Origin of the sequence: Brenneria alni, from assembly GCF_003666245.1 — a bacterium.
GTDB lineage: Bacteria > Pseudomonadota > Gammaproteobacteria > Enterobacterales > Enterobacteriaceae > Brenneria > Brenneria alni.
Genome location: NZ_MJLZ01000002.1, coordinates 186,886 through 208,280 on the forward strand (window position 1 = coordinate 186,886; position 21,395 = coordinate 208,280).

Below are 21,395 nucleotides of genomic sequence, written 5' to 3' on the forward strand. Positions count from 1 at the left end.
TCCTGCCGATATCGGAGGACAGTTATCCGCAGCGTCAGGATTTTTGGTACTGACGGAAGCGTTGCTGCAACTGGCGCAGTTGATCGATACGGGCGTCGTAGCGTGCCTGTTCCAGACTACCGAGTTTTACCAGTGAGCTGGCGTTGCTCAGTAAACGAATAGACTGATCGAGCTGCCCGTTCAACGCCAGGCTTTCAGCACGGGCGGATAATTCTTCCGCACGCGATCCCTGAGCGGCTGAGGCCTGAGCCAGCAAATCCCAGCCGTTGGGATCGTCTGCATGGGCGTAGGTGTAGCGATAGAGAATTTTGCTTGCGGCGGCAGGTTGTTTCCCTTCAACGTAGGCGTTGGCCAGATTGAGCTGGAGCACAGGGTTAGTCTGTACCCCCGGTGCTTTTTGCAGCCGGGCGATCGCCTGTGCGGCGCGGTTCTGCCCCAGATCGATGTCGGTCATTAAATCCAGGAACCAGGGGTTGTCAGGGGCGCTGTCCAGCAAGGGCTGCAACACCTTGCGCGCCTCATCGTATTTTTTGGCCTGATAAAAACGGATCGCCTGACCGTATTTGGCCGCCAGTTGCTCACGTACGTTTCCCTTTGCCCAGGCATCCAGTAAGTCATCGCTCAACGGTCTTTCTGCTGAACCATACATGCCAAAGGTGCGCACTTTGGCAAACAGGAAATCCTGCGAGGATTGCACCGGCGTGGCGCGCATCTGATTGGCGCGGTTGCGGGCATCGGACAGACGGCTTTCAGGCAAGGGGTGAGTGAGCAATATTTCCGGTGGTTTCGATGTATATCGTGACTGATCAGCCAGTTTTTGCAGGAAATTCGGCATGGCATGTGGGTCGAAGCCAGCACGCTGTAGCACCTGAAGGCCAATACGATCCGCTTCCTGTTCGTTGGCCTGCGTGAAGGTAATCATTCCCTGCTGCGCGCCCGCTATCGTTCCGCTAAGGGCCGCCATACCCAACTGAGGATTGGCCATTGCCAGCAGAATAGCGCCCAGCGCGCCTACCCAGGCCAGCGGCGCATTACGCTGTTGTGACTCCATGGTGCGTGCCAGATGGCGTTGCGTTACGTGCGAAATTTCATGCGCTAATACGGAAGCCAGCTCGCTTTCATTGTCCGCGTAGCGAAATAGGGCTGAGTGCAGCACCACGTTGCCGCCGAAGAAGGCAAAGGCGTTGATATCATCGTTGCGGATCAGGAAAAAGTGAAACGGGGTGCGTACAGAATCAGCCTGTTTTACCAGCCGATTGCCTAATTGATTGATGTAATTAGTCAGTAGGGGATCGTTGATCAGCGGTGCGCCTGATCGCAATTGACGGACATAAAAATCCCCCATGGCGAGTTCCTGATTGATACTGAGGGTGCCGCCGGCAGTCGTGCCGATATCTGGCAGCCGATCCTGGATCTCGGCCTGTACAGGAAGCATATTACCGGTCAGCATCGTTCCTAACAGGACGGAAATGACCGTTTTTCTTAACCGGTTAGACATGACGGAAAACGACCTTATCAACAACCAACAGTGAAGCGCTTTGCTAACCATCTTAGCCAGCAGTGGCGCACAAAGAAATATTTATACGGGAAAATCGTGGTGCAGGCAGGGGATATAGCCTTTTGGGCGCCCAGAAAGGCGAACATGCAAACCGACACCTTAATACAAGGTGCCGGTGATATTGTTGGAACGACAACTCAGGCCGTTTTCAGGTAATCCAGAACGATGTCATGGTGATTGCTGGTTTTGAAATCATCAAACACCTTTTCCACTTTGCCATTTTCATCAATCAGGAAGCTGATGCGGTGAATACCATCATACGTTTTCCCCATGAAGGTTTTTTCACCCCATACGCCAAACCCTTCTGAAACCTGATGATCTTCGTCAGATAACAACATGAAGTTCAATAACTCTTTTTCGGCGAAGCGGGACAGCTTCTCTGGTTTGTCGGTGCTGATGCCAATGACTTCTACGCCATATTTTTTCAGATCGTCCATATTGTCGCGCAGACCGCAGGCCTGGACGGTACACCCTGGCGTCATGGCTTTAGGGTAGAAATACACCAACACTTTCTGTCCCTGGAAGTCGGTTAAATTTACTTGTTCGCCATCCTGATCGGGCAAGCTAAATTTCGGTGCGATATCACCGGCTTTCAGTGTATTCATCACTCTCTCCATCTTTCTCTTCATGCTGTGGATAGTTCACGACGCTAATACTGCCTTGTGCATTCAATTCTGTACATAGCTGATCAAAGGCTGGCTCAATAATTGAACTGTCCAACATGGCAGGGCTGTGCGCGGTGATTTGAACATACAACTGCGGTGGTTGCCCCCCCTCGGCGGGTTGAGTTTTAGAGACTAATTCGGCAATGTTCATCTGGTGAGAGTCAAACAGATCGGTGAAACGCTCAATGATGTGTGGTGAATCGATCACCTCCACTTTGACCCAAACGGTGGATGGCATCGGTGGACGAGCCTGTGACTCCGTTCGTTTCATCACGATCAGTAAATCCATTTCCGCCCCTTTCAGCGGCAGGGTAGATTCAATCAGTGTAATAGCGTTCCAACTGCCGGAAAGCAACATGATAAACGTAAATTCCTCGCCCAGCATGGCAAGACGGCTATCTTCGATATTACAGCCGCAACTGCTGACGTGACGGGTGATCGCATTAACAATTCCTGGGCGATCAGCCCCCACTGCGGTGATAACCAGATAGTGTTCTTGTGAGCTTGGCAAAATTATGCTTCCTGTACTTCTCCGTGAGAGTAACATGGTAAACATAAAAAATTGCCGGGAGCAATTTTTAACGCCGCTTGCGGCGGCCCGGAGGGTGGCGGGCAGGGATAGCCCGCCATAATAAATGCCGGGAGCAATTTTTAACGCCGCTTGCGGTGGCCCGGAGGGTGGCGGGCAGGGATAGCCCGCCATAATAAATGCCGGGAGCAATTTTTAACGCCGCTTGCGGCGGCCCGAAGGGTGCCGGGCAGGGATAGCCCACCATAAAAAACCGGCGCCAAATGCTTACAACACCGTTGTACGCTTGCTTTTGCATAGACGTCAAAAGTACCATGAAGAACTTGTTTGTGGAGGGGATGGCCAATGTTTACGGGAAGTATTGTTGCGCTGGTTACGCCGATGGACGCCAAAGGCGCCGTCGACCGTGCTAGCCTGAAAAAACTTATTGATTATCATGTCGCTAGCGGCACATCGGCGATTGTCTCTGTCGGAACAACAGGCGAGTCCGCCACGTTGAGCCATGAAGAACATGGTGATGTGGTCATGACAACGCTGGAACTGAGCGATGGCCGTATCCCGGTGATTGCCGGAACCGGAGCCAATGCCACCGCAGAAGGCATTTCGCTGACCAAACGGTTTCATGGTTCTGGAGTCGTAGGTTGCCTGACTGTGACGCCATACTACAACAGACCCACCCAGGAAGGGTTGTATCAACACTTTAAGGCGATTGCCGAGCATACCGATCTGCCGCAAATCCTGTATAACGTCCCTTCTCGTACCGGTTGTGACATGTTGCCGGAAACGATCGCACGTCTGTCCGAAGTTAAAAATATTGTGGCTGTTAAAGAAGCGACAGGGAACTTAAGTCGGGTTAGTCAGATCCAAGAGCTGGTTAATGAAGATTTTATTCTGCTGAGTGGCGACGACGCCAGCGGTTTAGACTTTATGCAACTCGGCGGCAAAGGGGTTATTTCCGTTACGGCGAACATTGCCGCACGTGAAATGGCAGAGCTTTGCAAGCTGGCGGCGCAGGGCAATTTTGTTGAAGCGCGTCGTTTAAATCAGCGCCTGATGCCGTTGCATCAGAAATTATTTGTTGAACCCAATCCGATTCCGGTGAAGTGGGCCTGTAAGGCATTGGGACTCATGGCGACCGATACGCTTCGCCTGCCCATGACACCACTGACTGATTCAGGTCGGGCGGTGATGGAGCGCGCACTGAAGCAAGCAGGTTTGCTGTAACCGTTAGGGAGAGTTAATGACTGATTCATTACAAAAGTCGATGGTGGCAAAAGTAGTTGGCATATCGTTAGTGATGTTGCTGGCTGCCTGTTCCAGCGATCAGCGCTATAAGCGTCAGGTGAGTGGCGATGAATCCTATCTGGAGACGCCGGCGCAGAAAGCGCTGAATACGCCGTCCGGTATGATTTTACCGGTGCAGAACGGGGATTATGATATACCGCGAGTCACCCTGAATGGTGCTGTAGGCAAAGAACTGGACATTCGTCCGCCGCTGCAACCATTGGCTTTGTTGAATGGTTCCCGTCCCCAGATCTCGGGTAGCACGGCAACGCTGTTATTGGAAAACAGTGCGCAAAACAGCCAGCTTTGGTCTCAGGTCGTTGGTATTTTACAAGATAAAGGCTTCACCATTGCCAGCCGCCAGGATGCTGACCAGACGTTGACGACGGATTGGATCCCCTGGACGCGTCAGGATGAAGATCTGCAATATCAGGGCCGTTACCAGATAGCCGTTCAGCAGCAAGGGTATCAGATAGCGCTGGTGGTTAAACTGCTGGCGTTACAGCAGCAGAATAATCCGGTCACTGAGCCTGCTCAAATTCAACGCTACACGGGGTTAATGCTGAATACGATTAGTGAGTCATTGGACAGCCAGGCAACCGCACGTGAAAATGCGCTGGCAAACCGTACCAGCGGCACGCTGGATGTACAAAGCGGGGCCGACGATACCGGCTTGCCGCTGTTGGTGGTGCGCGGGCCTTATACTCTGGTATGGGAACGCTTGCCTGCGGCCTTGAACAAAATCGGTATGACGGTTAACGATCGCAGCCGTCCTCAGGGTTCTGTTGCCATCACCTACAAGGAGCCGGGCAGCAGCGCGTGGGATGCGTTAGGCGCGAAAAATCCTGAGCTTCCCAACGGTGATTACAAATTGCAGGTCGGCGATCTTGATAACCGCAGTAGCCTGCAATTTATTGATTCCAAAGGACATACGCTAAGTCAGTCGCAAAACGATGCGCTGGTGTCGGTATTCCAGGCGGCATTCAGTAAGTAACTCAAAAGGGTCGGATTATCCGGCCCTTCTTTATTAAACAATTTTATTAAACAATCTGGGCGTTAAATCTCGGGCCGCGCGCGTTTGGCCCTCACTGTGTGGAGTAATAAAGATGCAAAAGCTAGCTGAGTTGTATCGTGGAAAGGCGAAGACTGTCTACACCACCGAAGATCCTGACCTGCTGGTGCTGGAGTTTCGCAATGATACGTCAGCAGGGGACGGTGCTCGCATTGAGCAGTTTGATCGCAAGGGTATGGTGAATAACAAATTCAACCATTTCATCATGAGCAAACTGGAAGAGGCAGGGATCCCGACCCAAATGGTGAGCCTGCTTTCGGATAATGAAGTGCTGGTGAAAAAACTGGAGATGGTGCCGGTAGAATGTGTTGTGCGTAACCGCGCCGCAGGTTCTCTGGTAAAGCGGCTGGGTATTGAAGAAGGGATTGTACTGAATCCGCCCTTGTTTGACCTGTTTCTGAAAAATGATGCCATGCACGATCCGATGGTCAACGAGTCTTACTGCAAAACATTCGGTTGGGTGAGTGAAGAAAATCTCTCGCGCATGAAAGAACTTAGCTACAAGGCGAATGATGTCCTGAGCAAACTGTTTGACGATGCCGGCCTGATTCTGGTGGATTTCAAACTGGAATTCGGTTTGTTCAACGGTGAAGTGGTGCTGGGTGATGAGTTCTCGCCAGACGGCAGCCGCCTGTGGGATAAAGCCACACTGAATAAAATGGACAAAGATCGTTTCCGCCAAAGCCTCGGCGGCCTGATTGAAGCGTACGAAGAAGTCGCACATCGTCTCGGCGTAAAATTAGACTAACAGCGCAATCGTTTCCGTTCAGGGTTGTCAGATACCAGATAGGTCTGACAACCTATACGTCTTTTCATTCGTGATTAATATTCATGTCCGATATCATCCTGCTCTGACTACCTATTAGTGCTATTATTTCCGCCCTCTAACTCGCTATTTTATTTTCTGCTATACGGGCAAGGATTTTTCATGGCCTATTTTGATCCGACGCTGTTAATTTTATTGGTGCTGGCCGGACTGGGTATCATCAGCCATAACATGACCGTTACGCTGGCCATTCTGGTTTTACTGGCTGTTCGCATTACACCGCTGAATAACTATTTCCCGTGGGTGGAGAAATACGGCCTGAGCATTGGCATCGTCATCCTTACCATTGGCGTAATGGCCCCTATCGCCAGCGGAAAAATCAGCGCCAGTGAGGTGATACAGTCTTTTCTGCACTGGAAATCGCTACTGGCGATTGTTATTGGCATCGTGGTTTCCTGGTTAGGGGGACGAGGCGTTTCCCTGATGAGTAACCAACCGTCTGTGGTTGCCGGACTGCTGGTCGGTACGGTGATGGGCGTTGCGTTGTTCCGCGGCGTTCCGGTCGGGCCATTGATTGCCGCCGGTTTGCTCTCTTTGCTTATCGGCAAAACCTGATCGTCTCCGCTACCGATGGCCAGCGTCTCTTCTGATTTCGTCAACAGCCAGCGCCAACAACTGCGTGACGGCGTTCGCCGTCTGATCGTGTTCAGCGGGGAAGCCGACTGGTGTGAAAGTCAGGCGCTAACCTTCCGCCGTCAACTGGATGGTGACTGGTTATGGATCGGCCCTTATGCGCCGCCCGGTATGACATCATTGCCTGCCAGCAAAGTGCGCACGTTGCTTGGGCGGGAATTCACCCACGCGGTATTTGACGCCCGGCAGGGGCTGGATGTGGAGGCGTGGGCGATGCTGGCGGGTACGCTGCGGGCGGGGAGTTGGTTGATACTGCTGGCGCCTGAATGGCAATCGTGGGTGAATCAACCGGATAAAGACAGCCTGCGCTGGTGCGAGCAGCCTCAGCCCATCTCCACCCCCCGTTTTGTCCGGCATCTTCAGCGGCATTTGCTGACGGATGATGAGGTAACCATTTGGCATCAGGGGGAGAAGTTGGTCATCAGGCCGCTTCATTCCCGAGCGGATTGGCAGCCTGCCTGCGGAGCGCCGACCAACCAGCAACGGCGCATTCTGCAACAATTATGTGTTGCGCCGCCGGGCGTTTATGTGGTCACTGCTCCGCGTGGCCGGGGCAAGTCGGCGCTGGCGGGTATGTTGACGCAGTGCCGGACGGCAACGTGCTGGATCACCGCGCCCTCCCGCTCTGCGGCGGAGGTATTGCAACGCTACGCCTGCGAGGATACGCCATTCTGGGCGCCGGATGCATTGCTGGAATATTGCCGCCTTAATCCGTTGCCTGCGGTTGACTGGCTGTTGATCGATGAGGCGGCGGCTATTCCCTCTTCGGTACTGACGGCGCTGCTACCGCATTTTCCCCGTATTTTGATGACCACCACCGTGCAGGGATATGAAGGCACCGGGCGCGGTTTCTTACTGAAGTTTTGTGCGTCACTGCCGCAATGGCAAGCGTTCACCCTGGATGAACCTTTACGCTGGGCTAAAAACGATCCGCTGGAACGCGTACTGGATAATGCGCTGTTGTTTACCGAGTCATATGACGATGCCAAGCCTGTTCAACCACGCTCTGTACCCGAACTCAGAGAAGAAAGCGCTGACGATTGGCTACGGCAGCCGCAGCGTTTACAGCAGTGCTATGCTTTGTTGTGCAGCGCTCACTATCGCACCTCGCCCCTTGATTTACGCCGCCTGTTGGACGCGCCCGGTATGCAGGTGTGCAGCGCCAGTATATCTGGTGCGTTAAGTGGTGTGGTGTGGATGGTGGAGGAAGGCGGCTTATCCGCAGAGCTGGCGCATGAAGTTTGGGCCGGGCGTCGACGTCCGCGTGGCAATCTGGTGGCGCAATCCCTGGCCGCACATGCCGGGCAATGGACTGCGCCGATGCGCCGTTCCCGCCGCATCAGCCGTATTGCGATAGCGGCTGCTTACCGGCGACAGGGCATAGGGCGTACCTTAATCGAGCACCAAAAACAGTCTGCACAATTACAAGGATTGGACTATCTGTCAGTCAGTTTTGGTTATCAGCCAGATCTGTGGGCATTCTGGCGGTCATGCGGCTTTCAACTGGTGCGCATCGGCAGCCATCTTGAAGCCAGCAGCGGTTGCTACAGTGCAATGGCGTTATTGCCTTTGAGCGCCGAAGGTCAATCGCTGGTGGCGCAGGGCACACGACAACTGGCGCGGGACTGGTTCTGGCTGCGTCAGATGATTGCGCTGGATTTGCCATTACCGCTGGATAAGACGACCGATCTGGATCAGGAGGACTGGCGCACGCTGGCTGGATTTGCTTTTGCCCGTCGACCGATGGAATCAAGTTTTGCCGCGCTGTCCCGGCTGGTGCATGGTTCCGCACAAACGCTGCCTGCGCTAGGTCTGCTGGTTAAGCAACCGCTGAATAGTGAACAGTGCGTGAAAACCCTCGCTCTGCCGGGGAAAAAAGCGTTGTTGCAACGCTGGCGCGAAGAAACCGCCAGCGCCCTGCAACAGTATGATGCACAAGCGTGTTATCACTGGCGGTTATGGGTGGAGAATCGCTTTATTTCGGATAGATAGCGCTAAGTGGTTTACTGTCTGGGATAGGACGTCAACAAAAACCATCCATTAGTATTTTTCTGCAAACCACTCATGAGTCTCTGCAACTAAACCAAATTAGAAGTTTCATCTAGTTGTAAAAACTGGAATATCTTGTTCAAGATAACGGGTGGATTACCAGAGTCAGGCGGTGTTGCCCCTGACTCTGGCGTGAATCGACTGAAAATCATATACGCTCAATAATCATGGCGATACCTTGTCCGCCACCGATACACAACGTTGCCAGCCCCAGCGTTTTATCGTAGCTGTGCAGCGCGTGAACCAGCGTGACCAAAATACGGGCGCCGCTGGCGCCAATAGGGTGGCCTAGTGCAATGGCGCCGCCGTTGACGTTAACTTTTTCTGGATCGAGCTGTAAATCGCGTTGTACCGCCAGATATTGTGCGGCGAAGGCTTCATTGGCTTCGATTAAATCGATGTCGCCAATGGTCAGGCCCGCTTTGATGAGTGCTTTCTGCGTAGCCGGGATCGGGCCTAACCCCATCACTTCGCTCGGTACGCCAGCAGAGGCCCAACTGCGGATCCGCGCCAGCGGTTTAATACCTTGCTGTATTGCCTGTGACTCACGCATCAGTATGAGCGTGGCGGCGGCATCGTTAATACCAGAGGCATTCCCGGCGGTGACGGTGCCGTCGGCAGAGAAGGCCGGACGGAGCTTGGCCAGTGATTCCAGTGTCGTATCGGCACGCGGGAATTCGTCCTGCGCGAAAATACGGATTTCTTTCTTGCTGCGCAGTGATATCGGGGTAATTTCCGCCTTGAAGCGACCGCTTTCAATCGCCGCCACCGCTTTTTGCTGCGATGCCAGCGCGACCTGATCCTGCTCTTCTCGCGTCAGATGGTAGCGCTCCGCGATATTTTCCGCTGTGGTGCCCATGTGGTAATCATTAAAGGCGCACCACAAGCCGTCCTGAATCATGATATCGATCAGTTTGCCGTGGCCCATGCGGTAACCGTGACGCGCTTTTTCCAGCAGATAGGGTGCAGCGCTCATATTTTCCATACCGCCAGTGATACAGACCTGATTATCACCGGACAGAATAGACTGGGCGCCCAGCGCAACCGCTTTCAAGCCGGAGCCACAGACCTTACTGACCGTAAATGACGGGGTTTCTATGGCGATACCCGCGGCAATGCCAGCCTGATGCGCAGGGTTCTGCCCCAGCCCCGCCTGTAGCACGTTACCCAGAATGACTTCATCAATCGTCAGGTTATCCGGTAATACCGACAGACAGTCACGCATGGTGGCGGAAGCCATGTCAATAGCAGACGTATTTGCCAGGCTACCGGCAAATTTGCCAATAGCGGTTCTTTTGGCATTCACAATAACAACGGAATCGTTCATGGTCGCCTCGATTAATCTATTTTCATCGGTTGTAATTCAGGGGAGACAATAAAGTCCGCTTCGGTTTTTTGACGCAATACTTCCACGGAAATATCAGGACTGATTTCACTCAGCACCATTTGTTGCTGAATAAAATGGAATACCGCCAGTTCGGTAACCACCATGCTGACTTTATTTACTGCTGTAAGAGGATAAGTACACTGATGTAATAATTTGGCATCGCCATTTTTGGCGCAGTGCTCCAGAGCGATAATCACTTTCTTCGCACCGACCACCAGATCCATAGCGCCGCCCATACCAGGAACCATTTTCCCCGGCACCATCCAGTTAGCCAGGCTGCCGTGCTCGTCGACCTGTAGGCCGCCCAGCACACAAATATCCACATGGCCGCCGCGGATTAACGCAAAAGAAAACGCGCTGTCGAACATGGCTGCGCCCGGCACCATGCCGCACGGTTGCCCCCCGGCGTTAACCAGATCACTGTCGGGCGTGGTTATGGCGCCTAATCCCAGAAAGCCGTTCTCAGATTGGAAGGTAACCTGAATACCATCTGGAACGTAGTTCGCGACTTTCGTCGGCAGGCCGATGCCTAAATTAACCACATCACCATTTTTCAGTTCTAATGCCACCCGACGGGCGATTAATTCTTTAGCATCCATTATTTTTCTCCCGGATAAAGGTGATCGACCAGTGCGCCAGGGGTGACAATACATTCCGGCGCTAATTGTCCGACCGGAACAACCTGCTCACATTGCGCAATGACTTTGCTGGCAGCGAGTGCAATAAGTGGGTTGAAATTACGTGCGGTGAGTCTGTAAATAAGGTTTCCGCTGGTGTCGGCAATACTGGCTTGTAAAATAGCCAAATCCGCTTTTAACGGCAGTTCTAATAAATAGGCAATATTATCAATTGTTATTTTTTGTTTATTATCTTCGACCACCGTGCCTACGCCGGTAGGCGTTAAAAAACCGCCTAAGCCTGCACCACCGCTGCGAATACGTTCGGCCAGCGTACCCTGCGGCACCAGTTCGACCTCCATTTCGCCGGCAATCATGCGGCGACCGGTTTCCGGGTTAGTGCCGATATGCGAAGCGATGACTTTCTTTACCTGACCATTGGCAATTAACGGGCCGACGCCGGTATCAACGAATCCGGTATCATTACCAATAATGGTTAAATCAGAGACGCCGGATTTAATGATTTCATCTACTAATAATTTCGGTGTTCCGACGCCCATAAAACCACCGAACATAATAGTCATTCCATCATATAAATATGAGCGGAAATGGCTGGCATCAATGATTTTGCTATTCATTGTATTGTAACTCCATGAAAATGGCCGAGAGAGGCCAAAGCGGGTAATAAATTACCCGCCGGTAAACAGAGATGAATGATGATTAAATATCGATATCTAATATTGCGGAGCTTAATCCCTTACCGTGCATATCTAATGCCAATGAACGGGTTACACCCCCGCCCAATGCGCCGTACATAACAAAATTCAATGCCCCGATGGCTGGTAATTCATAGCGGACAACATCACCGGTAACAATATCGGCAAACCACGTTTTGACTTTTTCTGTGGTTATTTTTTCTTTCAGCAATTCATAATCTTCAATATGGTAGGCAATAAGAGAAATATTGGAGGTATTTCCTTTATCCCCGGTACGGGAATGGGCAATTTCACGCAGTTTCATTATTTAATCTCCAGATAATCAGCGGCAGGCGTTACGAGGGCGCGAGACAGTAAAGTGGAATCCATCGCCAAAATCTCTTTTACGGCTTTGTTGACGCCACCCCCGCCAGCAGGGCCGTTGGTATAAAGCGTTTCGACTTCATTACCGATTTTGACGGCCTGCGCTCTTGAGGTGCAACGAGCCGCCACGCGGACTCGCACTTCGTATGGCTGGCTGTCCTGTGAACGCTGGGCGCCATGCAGGGCATCAACGCCGATCAGATCGTAACGAACTTCCTGCGGTTCAAATTGGCAGAGGGCGAAACGGTTTTTAACGATATCCAGCGCCAGACGACCGCGTGCCACAGCGCCAGGGCCGGCATAGGAGATTTCACCTTCGCCAATAAAACCATCCTGATAACCGACGGATACTTTCAACGTGTCGGTTTTTTCCCGACCGGTGGCACCCTGCACACGCACGCGATCCTCGCCATCCTGAGTGAAAGTGACATGGCTGAAATCAGCAATCACATCGGGCGTGGTGTAGCTATCCGGACGGTGGATCTCGTATAGCAACTGCTCTTTACAGGTATCGACGCAGACACATCCGCCGGAACCTTCGACTTTGGTAATTACCGCGCAACCATCTTCGGTGATCTCCGCGATAGGGAAGCCGAGGCGATCCAGATTCGGAATGTCTTTGAAGCCCGGATCGGCGTAATAGCCGCCGGTGATTTGACCGGCACATTCCAGCAGATGACCGATGCAGGTGCCTTTACCCAAACGATCCCAGTCATCGGCAGCCCAGTTGAATTCATACATCATGGCGGACAGGAACAGAGACGGGTCGGAAACACGCCCGGCGATGATGATATCCGCGCCCTGACGCAATGCTTCAACCAGTGCATCCGCCCCCAGATAGGCATTGGCGGAAATAATATCTTTGCCGCATGAGGAAATGGGCTTGCCAATCTCATCCAGACGGGCATCGTGGGTGAGCAGCATGGTATATACATCGTCACCGGTTACAACGGCGATTTTTAACTGTTTTGCCCCCAGTTCCCTGGCGATTTCCAACACACGCTGACCTGCGGCAACCGGGTTGGCGGAACCCATGTTGGTGATAATTTTGATCCCTTTCTCCAGACAGAGTGGCAACACGGCGTGCATTCTGTCAGCCAACAGTTCGTTATAGCCTTTCTGTGGATCCTGCTGTTTCTGTTTCTGGCCGATGGCGATGGTACGTTCCGCCAGACATTCAAAAACCAAATATTGAATGTCACCTTTTTGCGCCAGTTCAACGGCGGGTTCGATACGATCTCCGGCGTAGCCGGCCCCGGAACCAATACGGATAGTTTTCATAGAAATACCTTTTAGTAATTAAACGTGTCTGTTGTCGTAATCTGTTTTAAAAACATTCGGTGTTGATTCTTCTATATTGGGAATACCCCGAAGATTACGCAGGCGAACGTCATGATGACGCTGGCGGCCCAGAGCACAGGAATGGAGAACTTCTGGTGGTCGGCTAAATCTACACCGGCCAGGCTGACCAACAGGAACGTGGCGGGAGTCAACGGGCTAACCGGGAAGCCGGTGGTCATCTGTCCAAGAACAGATGCCTGAGCGACCTGAATAGGCGGTACGCCTAACATATCCACAGTGTGGGCAATGACGGGCATAATGCCGAAGTAGTAGGAATCCGGGTCGAACACCATACTCAGCGGCATGGAAATCAGGCCGACAATGAACGGAATGTGTGAGGCGAACGATTCAGGCACGAAGCCGACGGCGGCCAAAGACATGGCTTTCAGCATACCGGTACCGCTCATGATGCCGGTAAACGCGCCAGCGGCGAACAATATGCTGGCCATCATCAGGGCGGCTTTGGCATGGGCGTTGATCCGCTCTTTTTGCATTTCCACATTGGGGTAGTTGAACATCAGCGCCAGCGTCAGGGCGATCATAAAGGCCACCGTCGGCGAGATTTTGGTAAAGACCATAGTTCCGATAACGGCAATGACCAGCGCAATATTGAGCCAGAAAAGGTGAGGACGGCGTAATGCTTTTTCGGCATCGGTCAGTTGTTTGACATGTTGCTCGCTACCGATGTTGTGGGCACCGTCGGTCAGTGGATTACCAGATGCCAGACCCAGACGTTTTTCCTCTTTTTTACCCCAGTAATAACCCATCAGCACCATGAAAGTCAGTCCACAGAGCTGTGCCGGGATCAAAGGGATGAATAAATCGTGGGTGGAGATGTTCAAGGCCGCCGCCGCACGGATCATTGGGCCGGTCCACGGCAGGAAGTTGACCCCGGCGCTAAGAGCGGTAATCCCCACCAGGATGCGTTTATCCATACCGAGCTTGTTAAACAGCGGCAGCATGGCCGGTATTGTTATCAGGAATGTCACCGCGCCGTTGCCATCCAGGTGGGCAATAAGCGCCAGCACGCCAGTACCAATGATGATTTTGACCGGGTTTGTTCCCACAATCCGTAAAATTACCTTAATGATTGGGTCAAACATGCCCGCATCGGTCACGACGCCGAAAAAGGCAATGGCAAATACAAACATGGCTGCCATAGGCGCTAATTTGGTAATACCATCAACAACATATTTAGCCGTGTCTGTACCACTTCCTGCCACGAGCGCGCCAATTACCGGGATAACAATTAAGGCCACCAACGGTGACATTCGTTTAGTCATGATGAAAAATAGCAGGGTGGCTATAGTAAACACCCCGATTAGGGCCAGCATAAAGAACTCCTCTTTATTTATTATATGTTGCGTATTTGTATCATTTACAATAAATTAAACCACTCAATAAATCTTCATCGAATAACTAACAAATATAAAATGAATACATAACCCAGAGTCGTTTGATTTTTTGTCTGTGCTATTTTTATCATTATGCCGAAAATCATACTAACTGGTAATCAAAATGGTGTTATTCATAAAATCGATAAATCTATTTAATTTGCTAACTCGATAAATTATATTGATTTATTTATATATAGATAATTATATGTTTTTGAATACAATTTTTATTTTTAATGCGGTGTGGTTATGTTTTGAATTGTGATGTCAGTTGGGATTGATTCGTCACGCCGGGAAATAGCAGAAGAAAAGAGAGATAAATAATTGCGGAGTAGATCATAAAAATAAACCAAGAGAGTTGTTTTACGTTGAGTTTGGCCTTTTTTTACATAACACTCCTTTTCTATTTATGCATTTAAGGCCGTTTATGAATTTATCCATAAAACAACTGCGGGCATTTGTTGCGTTAACGGAAACCGATAATTTCACACGTGCGGCGCAGAAAATAAATCTTTCTCAACCGGCGTTCAGCGCGTTAATCGCCGGTTTAGAGGAAGAGGTTGGTTACCGGTTATTTGATCGGGATACGCGCAAGGTACAACTAAATGCGGACGGCATTCAGTTCATTGATATCGCCCGACGGTTGATTCAAACCCATGACGACGCCGTTGATGAAATCAAGTCTTATGCCACGGGTTATAAAGGAAAAATAGTGTTGGCGGTATTACCATCAATGGCTGTGGAGTGGTTGCCACAGGTACTGGCGCAATATCACCATGCCTACCCTAAAATTAAGGTTGAACTGCTGGACACCCAGTGGGATCGCTGTTTAAAAGCGGTATTGGACGGACAAGCCGATTTAGCATTAACTGCGGGACAGCCGTCACCGGGTACTTTTAGTTCCAGAATGCTGTTCGCGGATAACTTTTATCTGATTTGCCATAAAGATCACCCACTGGCCAGGCAGAGCACCGTGGATGTCGCGGAAGTGGCTGAACACGCCTTTGTCGGTTTTTGTCAAGGCACCAGTATCCGGCAATATACCGACCAGCTCATGGAGCCGCACGGTTTTAAGTATGTGCTGGAAGTGCGCCAGTTGACGACCATGATGGGGCTGGTGGCCGCCAATTATGGTGTCAGCATCGTAACCGGATTGACGTTATTTCAGTTTCAGCACAAAGATATTGCGATTATTCCTTTCAGGGATTTATCACTGAAGCGGGGCATCTATCTGGTGACAGACAAAGAGCGGCAGCTTTCTGTCTGTGCCAAAGAATTCTATGACTTTCTTCAAGAGCGGGCTGAAAGTTTTGTTCCTAAATCGTGAGGCGGATGGAATCGTTAAGGTTATTTTTTCAGGGTTTCTTCTGCGGCCAGTCGTCTTCCTCATCCCATTTATCGTTGTTGTCCCGATGGGGAGGAAGTTTCGGCTTATGAAGAAGAAAACGTTTATGATCGACATTCCTCAGTTCTTTAATGCCGTTTAACAGCATTCCGAACAGAATAATCAGGATTATCCACCAGTAATCAGCCAGCCATGCCATGATTATGCTCCATCAATGTTGTGTATAAAGCGGGTAAACAGGTGCGGCAGATGTTGGCACAACCAGTTAAAGCCTGCGATATCCTCTCCTTGCCATGCCGACAGAATAATACCGGACGTGAGCTGTTTTTCCGCGTGCTGTGCCAGAGGATAATAGCTGATATGCCAGGGTTCTGCTGCGACGCCGCCGAGGTCGTGCTCATAAGGGCGATAAAACCCGAATTCATGCATGTGCTCACTCAACCAGGCGTTCAGGTCAGCGAAGTAACCGCCGTGTTCGTATTCCCAGGGTTCCAATTGTAGCCTTTCCCCTTCCGGCAGACGGGTCGGGTCATAGATATCGAGATCGCTGCCCCAGTGGTGGCGGCTGGCGCCCGGCATAGCCGACCAGCGTAAAATCGCCTTACAGCGCTCACCGTCATCCAGCGACAGGATATCCAGTGGTTGACCATGCTTACCCATCACCGGGCGTTCTCCCCTGAATTTTTCATTCCAGATTAAACGCTGACGGTTAAAGTCGCGAAACGTGCTGGCAGGCTGAACCGTCAATCCATCTTTTTCCGCTGCACGTTGTAAAGCCTGAAACGCCAGAACCGCTTCAGGCTGAAGGCGATGATGGCCACTGAGCGTGACTAAATGACTGTCGTTTTTCCCGGTTAACATAGCATGAGTAATCATGCGATCAATTGCTCCATAATACGTTGATACATGCGGCTTAACAGTTGTAAGTCCGCCGCGTTGACGCACTCATCCACTTTATGAATGGTGGCGTTCACCGGCCCAAGCTCCACAACCTGAGCCCCCATTCGGGCGATAAAGCGTCCGTCCGATGTACCGCCGTTGGTTAACAACTGTGGTGTAATTTCGTTGTAATGCTCTACGGCATTAACCACCGCATCCACAAGCTCGCCTCGTGCGGTCAGAAACGGCTGGCCGGAAAGCTGCCAGTCGATAGTGTAGCGTAGCTGATGGCGGTCCAGCAGCTCTGCAACCCGTTGCTTAATGATCTCATCCGTCAGTTCGGTGCTGAAACGGAAATTGAACTGTACCAACAGTTCACCGGGAATGACGTTATTACTGCCGGTGCCTGCCTGAACGTTGGCGATTTGCATACTGGTCGGGGGAAAGAATTCATTACCCTGATCCCATTCTGTCGCCACCAGCTCATTTAGTACCGGTATGGCTCGGTGTACCGGATTGTCTGCAAGATGCGGGTAGGCGACGTGACCTTGAATACCCTGTACGCGCAGATTGGCGGTAATGGAGCCCCGGCGGCCATTTTTCACTACGTCACCGACGACATGGGTGCTTGAAGGTTCACCCACCAGGCAATAATCCACTTGTTCGTTACGCGCCATCAGGGCTTCAACCACTTTTACCGTGCCATTAACGGTACTGGCTTCTTCATCAGAGGTTATCAGGAAGGCTAACCGTCCCTGATGGTGGGGGGTGGCGGCGACAAAACGTTCGGCGGCGACAATCATTGCCGCCAGTGAGCCTTTCATATCTGCCGCCCCGCGCCCATATAACATGCCATCGCGGATGGTGGGTTCAAAAGGTGGATACTGCCAGCGGCTTTCATCGCCGCTTGGCACGACATCGGTATGTCCGGCAAACGCCAGCGTTTTCCCGGTACCGCGCCACGCCCAGACGTTTTGAGTATCACCGAAATTCATCGGTTCAATGGTGAAGCCAATGGCTTTCAGGCGCTCAGTCATTAATTCCTGACAGCCTTCATCATTCGGACTTAGGGAAGGGCGTTTGATTAGCTGTTGGGCAAGTTCGATAACCGGACAAGACACGTTATTTGTTCTCCGCAATAAATTCCTGATAGCTGTCTGCGCTGAAGCCAAGCAGCGCTTTTCCATCGTTTGTCACTAACAGCGGTCGTTTAATCAACGCGGGCTGTGCAAGCATAAGCGCTTTCGCCGTGGCTTCACTGCTGGCGGTGTCGCTATTGATAATGTTGCGCTGTTCTTCGCTTAGTTTACGCCAGGTCGTGCCGCGAGTGTTGATTAATGGTTGCCAGCCCAGTTGATCAATAAAACGCTGAAGGTGCTGCTCATCGAGACCGTCGGCGCGATAATCATGAAAGCGGTAATCAATCTGTTGTTCTTCAAGCCAACGGCGGGCTTTCTTTATGGTGTCGCAATTTTTGATACCGTACATGGTCAGCGTCATTGTTATTAATGTCCTTTCTGTTTTATGGGTTACGTGATGGTTGTCGAGCGGCGCAACATAGGGGAATGGGCCTGGCATCGTATTGTCCCAGAATGCCGAAAAAAAACGGTGAGATCTACTGTGAACTGAGAGAGGGAAATGAGAAATAGCCTGATTTTTATACTTTCATAACTATTCCGCCTGCTTAAAAAACGTGCATATAATATTCGCAGTTAATGGTCAAGAGGTTAGCATGATCGAAGTAGAAGTGAGTAATTGGAAGGATTTTATTGAAGCAATGTTACGCAAATAATAATTAAAAGTTATATTTGTCATTGCATACCAGGGGTAAGAACGACAAAAGCAGTAATCAGCGCGTTACTGCTTTTTTTTGTTAAAAATAAGGAAACCTGACTAAATAAAAGAGGGTATTATTTTTCCTGTCGGGATTTTGTTTTAACATGTTGTTATTTATTGTGAAATTTGTCTTTCAGTGGCCAATGTAGATAAAATTCTGGAGTAAAAAAGGGGATCTTCCGCATCATATAATGGACAAAAGAGGAAGTTTACGGGTGTTCTCTATGTCGTGGAAATCGACGCTGTGCAATATCAGTTTGGCCGAGTGCAGCCCGCCGAGTTGGTTTTTTACGCATTCATTAATTGTACGGTAGTAAGGGATCGTCGACTCCCGGTTCATTCCCCCAATAAGGCCTAATGTTTTCATCGCTATTTTCTTTGGGCAATTGATACCATAAAAAGTCATCAGGAATGTTTAACGTACCAGACTAAAACATGAATGCTGTTAAAATTTGTCTGCGCAGCCGTCCAGCAGACTTTTTTAGCGGTTTTTATCACTTTTTACCCATCTTCAACTGGACAAATGCGCCATCTATTGCTGTACTGTATCCGACACAGATTTTGTGTCTTTCATTCATGTTAAAGGTAAGTTTGATGTCTAAGATTAAAGGTAGCGTTAAGTGGTTTAATGAGTCCAAAGGATTCGGTTTCATTACTCCTGAAGATGGTAGCAAAGACGTATTCGTACATTTCTCTGCCATCCAGAGCAATGGATTTAAAACTCTGGCTGAAGGTCAGCGTGTAGAGTTTGAAATCACCAGCGGAGCGAAAGGTCCGTCAGCTGCTAACGTTATCGCTATTTAATTATACCGATTTCTTGAAAAACCCGCCGCAAGGCGGGTTTTTTTTTACGGCTATCATTTTGGTCTTGCATAATGCTTAGTGTGCTGTCAGCCAGGTCACCAGGGTGAAAGCCAATGCCGTCAGCAACAGCGATCCCGTCAGATTCAACAATACATGCAGGCCTGCCGCGGCCAGATGCCCTGTTTGCAGGAGCATGACCACTTCTGCCGAAAATGTCGAGAACGTGGTTAATCCACCGCAAAGCCCGGTGGTGATCAGTGTTTTCCAATGCTGATCCAGGTGAGGGTGACGCAGAAAATAAGCTAATGCGCCACCGATGATAAATGCGCCAATCAAATTAGCGAGCAATGTGCCTACCGGCATTGTCGGGTTGGCGCCGTTAAACCTGATGCCCAGTTGCCAGCGCGCAACGCTTCCTATCCCACCACCAATAAATACAACCAGTAATGTACTAAGCATATAGGCACCTTTTATCTAATGTGTCTCAGGAGTTCCCCGCAGAGGACAGATGCTCTTTGAGGCGTGCGCAGACCTCATCAGCCGAATGGCGGTTAGAGAGGAATGTCATCTCCGTTATTTGCAGAAAAAAGTTTACGCTTTCCTGCCGTATTTTTATAGCTCCCCCACCAGTGGAAATGGTAAATCGATTTGAAGTGAACGATGGAAGTTGTGCCGGTGGTTATCGAGACGTCTTACTTTGTTACAGATGGCGATTGCGTTGTTGCCTGTAAGGCTTTACATAGAGGTAATGTTATCTATTCGCTGGTTTATCCAGTATCTGTAATCAGGTAGGTAAGTATGGAAGGTATCAGTATTGCCAAACTGTTGGTTATCGGCGCATTGATCATTTTGCTGTTCGGAACTAATAAATTACGCAGTTTGGGAGGCGATCTCGGTGCGGCTATTAAAGGTTTTAAGAAAGCGATGAATGATGATCAATCGTCTAAACCGCCTGCTGTTGACGAGTCTGCGGCGCTGAACGATACGCACCGTAAAGAGTCATAATCCGCTGATGGAAAGCAAACAAACGGACGGAATTTTGCCGTCCGTTTGTTATTATCCATCCATACTCATTATGTAACTAAATTTAAGCTCTTATCAGCGGTTTATTTCACTTCAATCCCTTTTGCCTGCAAATCAGCATGATAGGACGAACGCACAAACGGGCCACAGGCCGCATGAGTAAAGCCCATCGCCATCGCTTCGGCTTTCATTTCATCAAACTCGTCTGGACTGACATAGCGCTGTACCGGGAGGTGGTGGCGGCTTGGTTGCAGGTATTGTCCCAGCGTCAGCATGGTAACGCCGTGGCGGCGTAGATCGCGCATCACCTCTACAATCTCGACATTGGTTTCGCCAAGACCCACCATCAAGCCGGATTTTGTCGGGATGGTCGGGTGAGCATTTTTGAAGTTTTCCAGCAGTTTCAGCGACCATTCATAATTGGCGCCAGGGCGAACCTGACGATAAACCCGTGGTACGTTTTCAAGGTTATGGTTGAAAACATCCGGCGGTGTTGCTGTCAGAATATCTAATGCCCGATCCATACGTCCACGGAAGTCTGGAACCAGTGTTTCGATGCGGATTTGCGGATTCTTGCGGCGGATGGCGCTGATGCAGTCAGCAAAATGCTGGGCGCCGCCATCACGCAGGTCATCACGGTCAACCGAGGTGATAACCACATAGCGCAGCCCCATATCATGGATGGTTTGCGCCAGCTTTTCTGGTTCGTTGGCATCCGGCGTCAGTGGTCTGCCGTGGGCGACGTCACAAAACGGACAGCGGCGAGTACAGATCGCGCCCAGGATCATGAAAGTGGCCGTGCCGTGATTAAAGCACTCCGCCAGATTTGGGCAGGAAGCCTCTTCGCAAACCGAGTGCAATCCGTTTTTACGCATCGCGGCTTTGATACCCTGAATTCGGCTGGAGTCAGCCGGAAGTTTGATTCTCATCCATTCAGGTTTACGTAATATTTCCTGGCGTTCAGTGACGACAGTACGCACCGGGATTAACGCCATTTTATCGGCATCGCGGTATTTTACGCCGCGTTCGATCTGAATCGGTTTACTCATGTTTGCGTAAGTTCCAGTTCTGAAT

24 protein-coding genes, 1 pseudogene and 1 riboswitch are annotated in these 21,395 nt (G+C 50.7%); of the genes and pseudogenes, 9 read left to right on the forward strand and 16 right to left on the reverse strand.

Annotated elements, in window-relative coordinates:
• Positions 1-34: 34 nt before the first annotated feature.
• The 3 genes from bepA to BIY29_RS01960 all read right to left on the reverse strand — a co-directional run bounded on the left by bepA (position 35) and on the right by BIY29_RS01960 (position 2,737).
• Positions 35-1,498 (reverse strand): beta-barrel assembly-enhancing protease, encoded by a 1,464-nt coding sequence (gene bepA / locus BIY29_RS01945; protein WP_121573268.1) that lies wholly within the window; start codon positions 1,496-1,498, stop codon positions 35-37.
• Between the two features lie 197 nt (positions 1,499-1,695).
• Positions 1,696-2,163: a thioredoxin-dependent thiol peroxidase gene (bcp, locus tag BIY29_RS01955; RefSeq protein WP_121573272.1), complete on the reverse strand. Its 468-nt coding sequence runs from the start codon at positions 2,161-2,163 to the stop codon at positions 1,696-1,698.
• Positions 2,141-2,737 (reverse strand): glycine cleavage system transcriptional repressor, encoded by a 597-nt coding sequence (locus BIY29_RS01960; RefSeq protein ID WP_205680296.1) that lies wholly within the window; start codon positions 2,735-2,737, stop codon positions 2,141-2,143. The genes bcp and BIY29_RS01960 overlap by 23 nt, the downstream gene beginning before the upstream one ends.
• A 360-nt stretch (positions 2,738-3,097) precedes the next feature.
• On the opposite strand from BIY29_RS01960, the gene dapA reads away from it, so the two are divergent.
• From dapA to BIY29_RS01985, 5 genes are all read left to right on the forward strand, one after another.
• Entirely contained in the window at positions 3,098-3,976 is an 879-nt protein-coding gene (gene dapA / locus BIY29_RS01965; RefSeq protein WP_121573274.1) for a 4-hydroxy-tetrahydrodipicolinate synthase, read from the forward strand.
• A gap of 16 nt (positions 3,977-3,992) precedes the next feature.
• Positions 3,993-5,030 carry an outer membrane protein assembly factor BamC gene (gene bamC, locus BIY29_RS01970; RefSeq protein WP_121573276.1) on the forward strand — a complete coding sequence of 346 codons (1,038 nt, stop codon included), beginning with the start codon at positions 3,993-3,995 and terminating at the stop codon, positions 5,028-5,030.
• Positions 5,031-5,142: 112 nt separating this feature from the next.
• Positions 5,143-5,856, forward strand: coding sequence for a phosphoribosylaminoimidazolesuccinocarboxamide synthase (gene purC / locus BIY29_RS01975; RefSeq protein WP_121573278.1), 714 nt, complete (start codon positions 5,143-5,145; stop codon positions 5,854-5,856).
• A 180-nt stretch (positions 5,857-6,036) separates the two neighbouring features.
• Positions 6,037-6,489, forward strand: a complete 453-nt coding sequence (locus BIY29_RS01980; RefSeq protein WP_121573280.1) for a DUF441 domain-containing protein — start codon at positions 6,037-6,039, stop codon at positions 6,487-6,489.
• 15 nt (positions 6,490-6,504) lie between these two features.
• Positions 6,505-8,559, forward strand: coding sequence for a tRNA(Met) cytidine acetyltransferase TmcA (locus BIY29_RS01985; protein ID WP_121573282.1), 2,055 nt, complete (start codon positions 6,505-6,507; stop codon positions 8,557-8,559).
• Between the two features lie 205 nt (positions 8,560-8,764).
• On the opposite strand, the gene BIY29_RS01990 is transcribed toward BIY29_RS01985, so the two are convergent.
• From BIY29_RS01990 to BIY29_RS02015, 6 genes are all read right to left on the reverse strand, one after another.
• A complete protein-coding gene (locus BIY29_RS01990) occupies positions 8,765-9,943 on the reverse strand; it encodes an acetyl-CoA C-acetyltransferase (RefSeq protein ID WP_121573284.1) in 1,179 nt (392 codons plus the stop codon).
• A gap of 11 nt (positions 9,944-9,954) precedes the next feature.
• Positions 9,955-10,602, reverse strand: a complete 648-nt coding sequence (locus BIY29_RS01995) for a 3-oxoacid CoA-transferase subunit B (protein ID WP_121573286.1) — start codon at positions 10,600-10,602, stop codon at positions 9,955-9,957.
• Complete coding sequence (gene atoD / locus BIY29_RS02000; protein WP_121573288.1) at positions 10,602-11,258, reverse strand: acetate CoA-transferase subunit alpha; 657 nt, start codon at positions 11,256-11,258, stop codon at positions 10,602-10,604. Before atoD ends, BIY29_RS01995 begins: the two co-directional genes overlap by 1 nt.
• An 82-nt stretch (positions 11,259-11,340) precedes the next feature.
• A complete protein-coding gene (locus BIY29_RS02005; protein WP_121573290.1) occupies positions 11,341-11,640 on the reverse strand; it encodes an AtuA-related protein in 300 nt (99 codons plus the stop codon).
• Positions 11,640-12,980: an acyclic terpene utilization AtuA family protein gene (locus BIY29_RS02010; RefSeq protein ID WP_121573292.1), complete on the reverse strand. Its 1,341-nt coding sequence runs from the start codon at positions 12,978-12,980 to the stop codon at positions 11,640-11,642. Before BIY29_RS02010 ends, BIY29_RS02005 begins: the two co-directional genes overlap by 1 nt.
• A gap of 71 nt (positions 12,981-13,051) precedes the next feature.
• Positions 13,052-14,374, reverse strand: coding sequence for a CitMHS family transporter (locus BIY29_RS02015; protein ID WP_121573294.1), 1,323 nt, complete (start codon positions 14,372-14,374; stop codon positions 13,052-13,054).
• Between the two features lie 487 nt (positions 14,375-14,861).
• On the opposite strand from BIY29_RS02015, the gene BIY29_RS02020 reads away from it, so the two are divergent.
• Positions 14,862-15,761: a LysR family transcriptional regulator gene (locus BIY29_RS02020; protein ID WP_121573296.1), complete on the forward strand. Its 900-nt coding sequence runs from the start codon at positions 14,862-14,864 to the stop codon at positions 15,759-15,761.
• Positions 15,762-15,789: 28 nt separating this feature from the next.
• Here BIY29_RS02020 and BIY29_RS02025 read toward each other — a convergent pair whose 3' ends face one another.
• Genes BIY29_RS02025 through BIY29_RS02040 form a run of 4 tightly spaced genes read right to left on the reverse strand, consistent with a single transcriptional unit; the run spans position 15,790 to position 18,158 of the window.
• Positions 15,790-15,978, reverse strand: coding sequence for a YpfN family protein (locus BIY29_RS02025; RefSeq protein WP_121573298.1), 189 nt, complete (start codon positions 15,976-15,978; stop codon positions 15,790-15,792).
• A gap of 2 nt (positions 15,979-15,980) precedes the next feature.
• A complete protein-coding gene (locus BIY29_RS02030; protein ID WP_121573300.1) occupies positions 15,981-16,655 on the reverse strand; it encodes a M15 family metallopeptidase in 675 nt (224 codons plus the stop codon).
• The gene (gene dapE / locus BIY29_RS02035) at positions 16,652-17,779 is read right to left on the reverse strand and encodes a succinyl-diaminopimelate desuccinylase (RefSeq protein ID WP_121573302.1); all 1,128 of its coding nucleotides are present in this window, start codon (positions 17,777-17,779) and stop codon (positions 16,652-16,654) included. Before dapE ends, BIY29_RS02030 begins: the two co-directional genes overlap by 4 nt.
• Before the next feature lies 1 nt (position 17,780).
• Positions 17,781-18,158, reverse strand: coding sequence for an ArsC family reductase (locus tag BIY29_RS02040; protein ID WP_121573305.1), 378 nt, complete (start codon positions 18,156-18,158; stop codon positions 17,781-17,783).
• 232 nt (positions 18,159-18,390) lie between these two features.
• Here BIY29_RS02040 and ypfM point away from each other — a divergent pair, with 232 nt between their 5' ends.
• Positions 18,391-18,450, forward strand: coding sequence for a protein YpfM (gene ypfM, locus BIY29_RS20960; RefSeq protein ID WP_109053067.1), 60 nt, complete (start codon positions 18,391-18,393; stop codon positions 18,448-18,450).
• A gap of 264 nt (positions 18,451-18,714) precedes the next feature.
• Here the strand turns inward: ypfM and BIY29_RS02050 are convergent.
• Positions 18,715-18,861 (reverse strand): annotated as a pseudogene (locus BIY29_RS02050) (aspartate racemase); the annotation flags it as partial.
• A gap of 227 nt (positions 18,862-19,088) precedes the next feature.
• Here BIY29_RS02050 and cspE point away from each other — a divergent pair.
• On the forward strand, positions 19,089-19,298 hold the full coding sequence (gene cspE, locus BIY29_RS02055) for a transcription antiterminator/RNA stability regulator CspE (protein WP_009113827.1): 210 nt from the start codon (positions 19,089-19,091) through the stop codon (positions 19,296-19,298).
• 75 nt (positions 19,299-19,373) lie between these two features.
• Here cspE and crcB read toward each other — a convergent pair whose 3' ends face one another.
• Positions 19,374-19,757 carry a fluoride efflux transporter CrcB gene (crcB, locus tag BIY29_RS02060; protein ID WP_121573307.1) on the reverse strand — a complete coding sequence of 128 codons (384 nt, stop codon included), beginning with the start codon at positions 19,755-19,757 and terminating at the stop codon, positions 19,374-19,376.
• Between the two features lie 61 nt (positions 19,758-19,818).
• A riboswitch (Fluoride riboswitch) is annotated at positions 19,819-19,879 on the reverse strand.
• Positions 19,880-20,096: 217 nt separating this feature from the next.
• On the opposite strand from crcB, the gene tatE reads away from it, so the two are divergent.
• Positions 20,097-20,303, forward strand: coding sequence for a twin-arginine translocase subunit TatE (gene tatE / locus BIY29_RS02065; RefSeq protein WP_121573309.1), 207 nt, complete (start codon positions 20,097-20,099; stop codon positions 20,301-20,303).
• A gap of 101 nt (positions 20,304-20,404) precedes the next feature.
• Here tatE and lipA read toward each other — a convergent pair whose 3' ends face one another.
• Entirely contained in the window at positions 20,405-21,370 is a 966-nt protein-coding gene (gene lipA, locus BIY29_RS02070) for a lipoyl synthase (RefSeq protein WP_121573311.1), read from the reverse strand.
• Between the last annotated feature and the right edge of the window lie 25 nt (positions 21,371-21,395).